We start from the raw sequence: 10,327 nt of genomic DNA on the forward strand, positions 1-10,327 counted from the left end.
TATCAGACCTCCTTTATTAACTCCTTATGCTGACGTTTGTGGGGATTCAATATGATCTTGACGTAATTTTTTAGCGCTATTAACGAGTACGCTTAATGCTGCTTTTACTTCATCTTCTTTACGTGTTTTGAGACCGCAGTCTGGATTTACCCAGAATAATGAACGATCGATTTCTTTTAATGCGCGGTGAATCGCTGTTGTAATTTCTTCTTCAGTAGGGATACGAGGGCTATGAATGTCGTATACACCTAAACCAATACCTAAATCATAGTTAATATCTTCAAAATCTTTAATCAAATCACCGTGACTTCTTGATGTTTCAATTGAAATCACATCTGCATCTAGGTCATAAATCGCATGGATAATCTGTCCGAATTGCGAATAACACATATGCGTATGAATTTGCGTCTCATCTGCAACGGAAGAGGTCGCGAGTTTGAAACTATGGACCGCTTTCTCTAAATAAGCAGCATGGAATTCTTGACGTAAAGGTAAGCCTTCGCGCAATGCAGGTTCATCCACTTGAATGACTTGAATACCGGCTTTTTCCAACGCTAAAACTTCTTCATTAATTGCGAGTGCAATTTGATCTTGAACCGTTGCACGCGGGATATCTACACGTTCAAATGACCAGTTTAAGATGGTTACTGGACCAGTAAGCATTCCTTTTACAGGTTTGTCTGTTAAACTTTGCGCATAAACCGTTTCTTTAACAGTTAATGGTGCAGTCCATTTTACATCACCGTAAATGATAGGTGGTTTAACGGCACGAGAGCCATAAGATTGAACCCATCCGAAACGTGTCACAAGGAAGCCTTGTAATTTTTCACCAAAGAATTCAACCATGTCATTTCGTTCAAATTCACCATGTACAAAAACGTCTAAACCAATTTCTTCTTGAATTTCAATCCAACGTTTAATCTCATTATTTAAAAATGTATCGTAAGCTTCATCTGTAATACGTTTATTTTTCCAGTCTGCACGCTGTTTTCGAACTTCAGGTGATTGTGGAAATGACCCGATTGTTGTTGTTGGTAAATCAGGTAAGTTTAAGCGACGTTGTTGTAATACTTTTCGCTCAGAAAAAGCAGAAGCACGTTGAGAACGGACGCTTTCAAAATCATAGTCAAGGTTTTTGAAGTCTTGGCTTTGGAAACGTGTATATTGCGCATTTAATTTATCATATTGTTCTGTTTGGTTATTGTTAATTGCATTTTTTAAAGCTGCTAATTCTTCTAATTTTTCAGTCGCAAAGCTTAATCCATCGCGTACAGTTTCATCTAATGTCTCGTCGTCTAGTGATACAGGAACGAGTAGTAGGGAAGAAGATGGGTTAATGTACAAGTCGTCGGAATATTGAGATAATTTTTCGATGAGTGCTTTCTTAGCTTCCACATCTGCAGCCCATACATTTCGTCCATCAATGACACCTGCAAATAAAGTTTTTGAGGAATCAAGATTGCCATTTTCAATTTGTCGAAGGTTATGCCCGTGATCATGTACGAAATCAAGACCAATCCCTTTTACAGGTAAATCGCTTAAAAACTTAACATTGGCACGTTCGAAATAAGTTTGGATAATGAGCTTTTGCGCCACTTCAGCATCTGCAAATGCTTGATAAGCTTCTTGAGTAATCGCTTCAAGTTCAGTGCTTTTATCAGTGACTAATATAGGTTCATCCACTTGAATCAACTCTGCGCCAGCTTGAATGAGTGATTCAAAAACTTCGATATAAAGCGGTAATAAAGTACGAACTTTGTCTTCGAACGATTGATTGCCACCTTTCGAAAGTGCGACGAAAGTAATCGGTCCGACAATAACAGGATGCGCATTAATGTGTAGCGATTTTGCGTAATTAAAGCGTTCAAGTAATGTATTTTTACCTACTTTAGGAGAGACATTGTCCCATTCAGGTACGATATAGTGATAGTTCGTGTTAAACCATTTAATTAATGCACTTGCGACATTCTCTTTGTTCCCACGAGCAATGTCAAAAAGGAGATCGTCATTCACTTCACGGCCTTGAAAACGTTCAGGAATGATATTAAAGAGTAACGAAGTATCTAAGATATGATCATAAAGTGAAAAGTCACCGACAGGCACACTATCTAGACCATAATGCTTTTGTAGTAATAAGTTTTCACGATGTAAATTTTGTAATTGGCTATCTAATTCTTCTTTAGTGATTTTTTTATTCCAGTAGCTTTCAATCGCCTTTTTCCATTCACGTTTACGTCCAAGTCTTGGGAATCCTAAGTTTGTTGTTTTAATTGTCATAATATCGCCTCCTGATGGGTTTGTGTAATTGATTTTGAATAAGCTGCAAGTTCTAGTGAATAGTCCACACGTTCAAAAGGTGTGATTAAATAGAGACCATTAAAATATGTGTGAACTGTATCAATGATTGACTTGCAAAGTGAAATGCTAAGTTGGTAGGTTGCTTCTTTGTCACTTGCTACTGCTTTAAATTGCTCGAGTATCTCTTCTGACATTTTGATACCAGGCACCTCATTATGTAGAAATAAAGCATTATTGTAACTTGTAATCGGCATGACACCTATAAAAATAGGGACATTGAGGTGCTTTGTTGCTTCATAAATTTCAATAATTTTTTCTTTTGAAAATACAGGTTGCGTAATAAAGTAACTCATTCCGCTTTCGATTTTTGTTTCCATTTTGCGTACAGCGGCTTTAATGTTTCTGACGTGTGGGTCGAAACCACCAGCGATGTTGAATTGTGTCGTTGTTTTCAGCGCATCACCATCCGTATTGATTCCTTTATTAAATTTGAGTGCGAGTTCGGTCAAACCTTTTGAGTTCACATCGTAAACATTGGTCGCACCAGGTAAATGACCAATTTTAGAAGGGTCGCCCGTAATCGCAAGAATCTCATGAATGCCTAAAAGCGACAATCCGAGTAGATGGGATTGCAAGCCAATGAGGTTACGATCCCGACATGTAATATGAACGAGGGGTTCAATATCAAATCGTTGCTTAATCAAACTTGCTGCTGCAATATTTGAAATACGCACTGTCGCAAGGGAGTTGTCTGCTAAAGTGACTGCATCAATATTCGCTTCATCTAAAGCTTTGACATTGTTAAAAAATTTCGTTGTATCTAGGTGTTTAGGCGTATCGAGTTCAACAATGATTGTTGGTTTTTGCCGAACCCGATCAGCTAAATTAAGTTGATGCTGATTTTGGGCTAACGTCTCTCTTTTTTTATCAATAGGGATAACCTTTTTATTTTGTATTGGTTTAAGTCCTTTAACGGCAGATTTGATGTGCCGTATATGTTCTGGTGTCGTACCACAACAGCCTCCAATCAAGCGGACACCTTCTTGGATTAGTTGTTGCGCCGTATCACCAAAATATTGGGCATTATCACTATATTTAAACGTATGCTGATCCAAATCGAGTAAACTCGCATTCGGGTAACAGGAAAGATATGCTTTGTCCGGTAGTGCAATATGACTAAACGAGTGTTTCATATGGTGTGGCCCATGATGGCAGTTCAAGCCGACAACATTTGCGCCGGCAGCAACGATTTGCTGTAACGCGTCATTAATTTCAGTACCATCTCTTAAGTAATTCGTATTGGAAGCTGTGAGTTGGGCAATGATTGGAATATCGTAATTTTGACGGGTTTGAGTAATGACTCTAATTAATTCAGTTAAATCATAATAGGTTTCAAACAACAGACCATCTACACCCGATTCGATAAGTGTATCGACTTGAATTTCCGTATGGTATTGAATGGCAGACAAGGATAACTCACCTTGCTTTACACCTCTAAAACCACCTACAGTACCTAAAATAAACGTGTCAGGACGGGCAGCCCGTTTCGCAATGGCTACTGCTGCTTGATGAATGGCCTTTACTTTATGTTCGAGTCCAAAAGGTTGCAACTTTTCGAAATTGGCACCATACGTATTCGTTTGAATGACATCTGCACCAGCTTCGATGTAAGAACGATGAATATGCTCGACCTTTTCAGGGTGCGTCAGATTATATGCTTCTGGACAGGTATCTAAGCCTTCAGAGTAAAGAATCGTTCCCATTGCACCATCAGCCACTAGAACGTTGTTTTGTAGCGCTTTTAACAACCGACTCATCATATCCCTCCTTTAATGCGTCATCTAAATCCGCGATTAATTCTTCAACATTTTCTATCCCGACACTTAATCGGAATAAACCGAATGTAATCCCTCGTGCTTCACGAATATCCTCTGGAATGCTCGCATGTGACATGGTGTTCGGGTGAGAAAGAATCGTTTCAACGCCACCTAAACTTAACGACACAAGTGGAATCGTGAGTTTGTCAGCAAATTGTTGCGCATAGGACTCATCTTTTAAGCGAAATCCGAGAACGGCACCGCCACTATGGGCTTGTTGCAGATGAACTGTGCTATTTCCTGGGTAATAAACGTACGCAATGGCTGGATGTTGTTCTAAAAAGCGACAGACTTCTTTAGCATTTTTAACTGATTGTTGAAAACGAACATCCAACGTTTTAATGTGCTGGGTCAGCGTCCAACTGTCGTAAACAGATAAACCACTACCTGTGCCGTTTTGAATTAAATAAAGTGCGTCGGCAATTGCTTTATCATTGGTAATGACGGCACCAGCGATAACATCACTATGTCCACCTAAAAACTTCGTAGCGCTATGAATGACAATGTCAGCACCGAGATCTAAAGGATTCTGTCCAAGAGGCGTCATAAATGTGTTATCAACAGCAACTGTAATGCCATATTCTTTAGCAAGTTGTGCCACTTGTCTAATATCAGTAATTTTAAATAAAGGGTTAGAAGGCGTTTCAACATAAATCAATCGTGTTGAAGGACGAATCGCTTTACGAATCTCGTTAATATCTTCAGCATTGACCGTAGTAAATGAAATATTAAAACGAGACAAGATGCTTTCAGTTAATCGAAATGTCCCACCATAGACGTCATCAGGTAAAATTACATGATCACCTGCTTGCAATGTTAGGAAAACAGCTGTAATCGCTGCGATACCAGAGTTAAAAGCATATCCAAACTGACCATTTTCTAACTGAGCTAATTTTGTTTCAAGTAGCTCACGATTAGGATTGCCACTTCTGGCGTAATCATATTCGTAAGGGCCACCCAACTCTTGTTGATGATAAGTAGAAGAGTAATAAAGTGGGATATTGGCGCTTTTATATTTGTGGCCTCTGTTCGTATCATGGATTAATTCAGTTTGTTTCGTGCGCTTCATAAAGAACACCCTCCTTAGATTTCTCAAGTGCTTGGATTAAATCATTTTCAATATCTTCGTAAGCTTCAATACCAATGGATAAACGTATTAAATGTTGATCAATGCCGCGTCTATCTTTTTCATCATCTGGCATATCGACATGGGTTTGTGTATAAGGAAAAGTGATAAATGTTTCAGTTCCACCTAAACTTTCTGCAAAACGGCAAACTTGGATATGTTGTAACAACGCAGCCACTTGATAATTAGGCGCAAGGCGTAAACTTAACATCCCTGTTCGCCCGCTGTACAACACTTCGGCAATCCCTTCCAATTGTTGACATCGCTGTGCGAGACGTTGCGCATTTTGCTGTGCACGTTCCACGCGTAAATGTAATGTCTTCAGTCCACGTTGCAACAAATAACTATCAATAGGTGCTAGTGTAGCGCCAATCATATTATGTAGTTGCGTAAATTGTTCAGCTAGAACAGGGTCTTTAACAGTGACGACACCTGCTAGTACATCGTTATGACCTCCAATATACTTCGTCGCAGAATGTAAGACGATGTCTGCCCCATCTTCTAGTGGTGTGGACAAATAAGGGGTAAGAAAAGTATTGTCGATAATCGTTAATAAACGATGTTGTTGTGCCAACTGGTAATAAGGCGACAAGTCAATCTCAATCATCAACGGATTGGAAATGGGTTCGATAAACAATGCTTTCGTATGCGGTGTGATCGCTGCTTTAACTTCTTCAACATTTTCAAAATTTACATATTTAAAGCGAATGTCATATTGTGTTTCGTAAAATTCAAATAAGCGAAATGTGCCGCCATACAAATCAAATGACACGAGTATTTCGTCGTGAGGTTTAAAAAGATTACAGACAAGTTGGATACTTGCCATCCCGCTTGAAGTCGCAAATGAGGCAATGCCACCTTCAATTTTGGCAAAGGCCTCTTCAAAAGCTTGTCGTGTTGGGTTTTTCGTGCGTGTGTAATCATAGCCCGTTGAATGACCTAGACCAGCGTGTTGATAAGCAGTCGAAAGGTAAATCGGGTTAGCAATCGCGCCGGTGTGATCTGTAGTAAGTGCAATTTGTGCCAATGTGGTCTCTTTCATCGTTGATAACCTCCTCAAACAAAATAAAAAGCTTTCATCCTAATATCCGAATTTTTAATCGAATAAAAAGGACGAAAGCTAAGTTCGTGGTACCACCTTAATTTGTTAATTTATCGCTAAAGTAACCTCTCACAGTACGCTAAATTGCTTTATGCGCGATTTAGATGCTATACGGTGAGGGAAGAGTATAGTTAATATTTTCCAGTACGCATAATAACAAAATGTTAATACTGTATCGCTATAACGGGCGAACCCGGTGATACCTCATATTGGCATCAACACTCCAAGGCCATTTTCAAATTTGCTTTCAATGCCTTTTCTCAGCGAAACAAGGCTCTCTGTGATTTCAGTGTAAATTTTACTTTCCTTTTTACAGTGTCTCGAATATTGTACTGTTTCTTTGTAAAAATCACTTTACATGAATCAAAAAAGGATGTCAACATATTTTTCAGAAAATTATGATTAGATAAAATTTTGGCACATCCTGAAAATAACGTAAAGGCTTGTGTCTCAACTATGCAACCAGTAAAATAGAATGGTAAAAAAATTTGTGGGAGCAGGTGATGCACGTGACCCATCAAAATGAAACATCACAGCGTACTTCGCAACATGTCGAAATGATAGCGATACATGATTTGAGACCGAACCCTTACCAACCCCGTAAGACCTTTGATGCTGAAAGGCTCACTGAACTTGCGCAATCCATTACACAGCACGGTATTCTACAACCAATTATCGTAACCCATGCGATTCAAGGTTATTACATTGTGGCCGGGGAAAGACGGTATCGTGCAAGTCTTGAAGCGGGTTTAACCGAAATACCTGTCGTCATTAAAAAATTTTCAGATGCAGAAATGCGTGAACTCGCAATTATTGAAAATTTACAACGTGAAGATTTAAATCCATTAGAAGAGGCTGAGAGTTATCAGCAATTAATGGCAGAATTACATTTAACACAACAGGAAGTGGCGCAAAGACTAGGAAAATCACGACCGTATATCGCGAATATGTTGAGGCTACTTAAATTACCTGTTAAGATTAGAACTTTGATACGTGAAGGTACACTTTCATCTGGTCATGGTCGGACACTATTAGCACTTAAAGATGTTAAAAAGATGGAAAAATATGCAAATTTAGCCGTCCGGGAGTCTTGGAGTGTACGCTATTTGGAACAAGTGGTCGCTGAATTATTAGGAACAAGTAAAAAGCGTGAAGAACCGCAACAGAAAGCCATTAAAAAGCCTGCCATGATACGTCAACACGAGCAACAATTGCAGGAACAATATGGGACTTCAGTTGAGATTGCCACGAAGAAAAATGTTGGTGAGATTACATTTACATTTCATTCAGAAAGTGATTATCGGAGATTGATTCAACAATTGAAGAAAATGTAAAATCTGTGCCTTTGAAATCAATTGTGTAGCCAATACGGGAAAGTGTTTATAGAGAAAGGGAGTCGTTATGAATCAATTTAAAGCAGTCATAGAAAGTATGGTTCAGCCATTATTAGAGCCTGAAACATACTCGAATTTACTTACAAAATTAATTATTATTGCCATTTATGTCATTGTTGCTTTTGTTGTCGTGCGTATTTTAAATAAAGTCATCGAACAATTTTTTAAAGTAAATAATCGAGCGATGACGAAATCGAATCGTGCGAGTCGTGTCAAAAGGTCCAAGACATTGATTACATTAGTACAAAATGCTGTCGGATATCTCGTTTGGTTTATTACGTTAACAACAGTGCTCAGTAAATTTGGCATTAGTGTTGAAAGTATTTTAGCCGGAGCGGGTGTTGTCGGCCTGGCCATTGGTTTTGGTGCACAAACACTTGTTAAAGATGTGATTACAGGATTTTTTATTATTTTTGAAAATCAATTCGATGTGGGTGATTATGTCAGCATTAAAAATAATGGTTCCCCGATTGCAGAGGGGACAGTGAAAGCGATCGGCTTACGTTCTACACGCATACTGTCATATACAGGAGAGCTATCAATTATTCCAAATGGTACGATGAGTGAAGTCACCAACTTTTCAGTCACAAATGGAGTCTCAGTGATTGATATCCCAGTATCGATTAATGAAAAAATTGATGATGTTGAAAAGAAAATGAACATATTCTTAAAGTCTATTCCGAAAAAGTATGACATCTTTATTGAGCCACCAGAAGTCTTAGGGGTGGATAATTTTAATAGCTATGAAGTAAGAATTCGTGTCGCTGGAGAGACGCTTCCAGGTGAAAGTTTTTCAGGTTCACGTATTCTTCGACGAGAGCTCAAAGAATTTTTACAAGCTGAAGGGATTGAAGCACCAATGCCGACCCTTGTCCAACTTTATAAAGATCAACAAAACGCGGAATCATAGAGGTGAAAATGTGTGTCATCAAATTATGAATTAAATGATATAGTAGAGATGAAGAAGCAACATGCTTGTGGTGCAAATCGGTTTAAGATTATTCGAATGGGCGCAGATATTCGTATCAAATGTGAGCAATGTCATCGAAGCATTATGCTACCCCGCCAAACTTTTAATAAGAAACTAAAAAAAATACTCGTCAAAGCGAGTTCAAATGAGAAGGAGAATGAATAATGGCCTTAACAGCTGGTATCGTGGGCTTACCTAACGTCGGGAAGTCAACACTTTTTAATGCAATAACTAAAGCAGGTGCACTTGCTGCAAACTATCCTTTCGCTACGATTGATCCTAACGTGGGTATCGTAGAAGTGCCGGATACACGATTAAATGAATTAGAAAAAATAGTTAATCCTAAGAAAACAGTACCGACGACTTTTGAATTTACAGATATTGCCGGGATTGTAAAAGGAGCGTCAAAAGGGGAAGGTTTAGGTAATAAATTTTTATCTCATATTCGAGAAGTCGACGCGATTTGCCAAGTTGTACGCGCTTTTGATGATGAAAACGTGACACACGTAGCAGGACGTGTGAATCCTATTGAAGATATTGAAGTTATCAATATGGAGTTAGTATTAGCTGACTTAGAATCTGTTGAGAAACGCCTGCCACGTTTAGAAAAAATGGCGAAACAAAAGGATAAAACGGCAGTGAATGAAGTGCGTATTTTATCTCAAATTAAAGAAACACTTGAAAACGGTAAACCTGTGCGTAGTATTGATTTCAATGAAGAAGATCAAAAATACGTCAACCAAGCACAACTTTTAACATCTAAATCGATGTTATATATTGCTAACGTAGGTGAAGATGAGGTCAATGACGCTGAAAATGATAAAGTAAAAGCCATTCGCGAATATGCAGCGAGTGAAGATTCAGAAGTCATTGTCATCAGTGCTAAAATCGAAGAAGAAATTGCGACTTTAGATGATGAAGATAAAGCGATGTTCCTGGAAGAATTAGGTATCGAAGAACCTGGCTTAAACCGTTTAATTCGTAAAACATATGATTTATTAGGACTTGCGACTTATTTTACAGCTGGCGTACAAGAAGTGCGTGCATGGACATTTAAAGAAGGAATGACTGCGCCACAATGTGCGGGTATTATTCACACTGACTTTGAGCGTGGCTTTATTCGTGCCGAAGTAACAAGTTACGAGGACTATGTTGCCAACAATGGTGAGCAAGGTGCTAAAGAAGCAGGTAAAATGCGCTTAGAAGGTAAAGACTATATTATGCAAGATGGCGATGTCGTCCATTTTAGATTTAACGTATAAGTTTGTCCTTAAATAAGATAAATCGAATGTGTATAGAATAAAAATAAATGACACAACCTTTCATATTTCATCGAATGGAAGCGCTGTGTCATTTTTATTTATAGCACCTTCTCCAACCAACCATCACTTGAATACTTGTTATTCTAAGTTGTTTTCATATATTCAAGCACTATACACATTTTTTCAATGTCATAGTGTTTCATACATAACCTCTGTTATTTTAATAGTGTCTTTTAAAACATACTACATCATAATCATAATATATTTAATAAATAGTTAATAAATAGTTAATAAATAG

8 protein-coding genes and 1 other annotated feature are annotated in these 10,327 nt (G+C 38.3%); of the genes, 4 read left to right on the forward strand and 4 right to left on the reverse strand.

Annotated features, from left to right (window positions below):
* Positions 1 to 24: 24 nt before the first annotated feature.
* The 4 genes from metE to C1H58_RS03995 are packed head-to-tail and all read right to left on the reverse strand — an operon-like array spanning position 25 to position 6,343.
* On the reverse strand, positions 25 to 2,277 hold the full coding sequence (gene metE / locus C1H58_RS03980) for a 5-methyltetrahydropteroyltriglutamate--homocysteine S-methyltransferase (protein WP_207554684.1): 2,253 nt from the start codon (positions 2,275 to 2,277) through the stop codon (positions 25 to 27).
* The gene (locus C1H58_RS03985; protein ID WP_165545406.1) at positions 2,274 to 4,115 is read right to left on the reverse strand and encodes a bifunctional homocysteine S-methyltransferase/methylenetetrahydrofolate reductase; all 1,842 of its coding nucleotides are present in this window, start codon (positions 4,113 to 4,115) and stop codon (positions 2,274 to 2,276) included. Before C1H58_RS03985 ends, metE begins: the two co-directional genes overlap by 4 nt.
* Positions 4,069 to 5,244, reverse strand: coding sequence for a cystathionine beta-lyase MetC (metC, locus tag C1H58_RS03990; protein WP_165545407.1), 1,176 nt, complete (start codon positions 5,242 to 5,244; stop codon positions 4,069 to 4,071). The genes C1H58_RS03985 and metC overlap by 47 nt, the downstream gene beginning before the upstream one ends.
* Positions 5,222 to 6,343 (reverse strand): PLP-dependent transferase, encoded by a 1,122-nt coding sequence (locus C1H58_RS03995; protein ID WP_165545408.1) that lies wholly within the window; start codon positions 6,341 to 6,343, stop codon positions 5,222 to 5,224. Before C1H58_RS03995 ends, metC begins: the two co-directional genes overlap by 23 nt.
* Before the next feature lie 64 nt (positions 6,344 to 6,407).
* Positions 6,408 to 6,726 (reverse strand) — a binding site (T-box leader).
* A 180-nt stretch (positions 6,727 to 6,906) separates the two neighbouring features.
* Here C1H58_RS03995 and C1H58_RS04000 point away from each other — a divergent pair.
* From C1H58_RS04000 to ychF, 4 genes are all read left to right on the forward strand, one after another.
* Positions 6,907 to 7,737, forward strand: coding sequence for a ParB/RepB/Spo0J family partition protein (locus C1H58_RS04000; RefSeq protein WP_103356090.1), 831 nt, complete (start codon positions 6,907 to 6,909; stop codon positions 7,735 to 7,737).
* 67 nt (positions 7,738 to 7,804) lie between these two features.
* Positions 7,805 to 8,707, forward strand: a complete 903-nt coding sequence (locus C1H58_RS04005; RefSeq protein ID WP_103356089.1) for a mechanosensitive ion channel family protein — start codon at positions 7,805 to 7,807, stop codon at positions 8,705 to 8,707.
* 12 nt (positions 8,708 to 8,719) lie between these two features.
* Complete coding sequence (locus tag C1H58_RS04010; protein ID WP_016425698.1) at positions 8,720 to 8,932, forward strand: DUF951 domain-containing protein; 213 nt, start codon at positions 8,720 to 8,722, stop codon at positions 8,930 to 8,932.
* Positions 8,932 to 10,029: a redox-regulated ATPase YchF gene (gene ychF, locus C1H58_RS04015; RefSeq protein ID WP_165545409.1), complete on the forward strand. Its 1,098-nt coding sequence runs from the start codon at positions 8,932 to 8,934 to the stop codon at positions 10,027 to 10,029. The genes C1H58_RS04010 and ychF overlap by 1 nt, the downstream gene beginning before the upstream one ends.
* Positions 10,030 to 10,327: the final 298 nt, after the last annotated feature.

This window comes from Staphylococcus sp. 191 (assembly GCF_011174885.1).
In the GTDB taxonomy this organism is placed as follows: domain Bacteria; phylum Bacillota; class Bacilli; order Staphylococcales; family Staphylococcaceae; genus Staphylococcus; species Staphylococcus coagulans.

Coding starts and splice junctions, on each gene's coding strand:
- metE (WP_207554684.1), bottom strand. CDS start 2,277: ATGACAATTAAAACAACAAACTTAGGATTCCCAAGACTTGGACGTAAA.
- C1H58_RS03985 (WP_165545406.1), bottom strand. CDS start 4,115: ATGAGTCGGTTGTTAAAAGCGCTACAAAACAACGTTCTAGTGGCTGAT.
- metC (WP_165545407.1), bottom strand. CDS start 5,244: ATGAAGCGCACGAAACAAACTGAATTAATCCATGATACGAACAGAGGC.
- C1H58_RS03995 (WP_165545408.1), bottom strand. CDS start 6,343: ATGAAAGAGACCACATTGGCACAAATTGCACTTACTACAGATCACACC.
- C1H58_RS04000 (WP_103356090.1), top strand. CDS start 6,907: ATGCACGTGACCCATCAAAATGAAACATCACAGCGTACTTCGCAACAT.
- C1H58_RS04005 (WP_103356089.1), top strand. CDS start 7,805: ATGAATCAATTTAAAGCAGTCATAGAAAGTATGGTTCAGCCATTATTA.
- ychF (WP_165545409.1), top strand. CDS start 8,932: ATGGCCTTAACAGCTGGTATCGTGGGCTTACCTAACGTCGGGAAGTCA.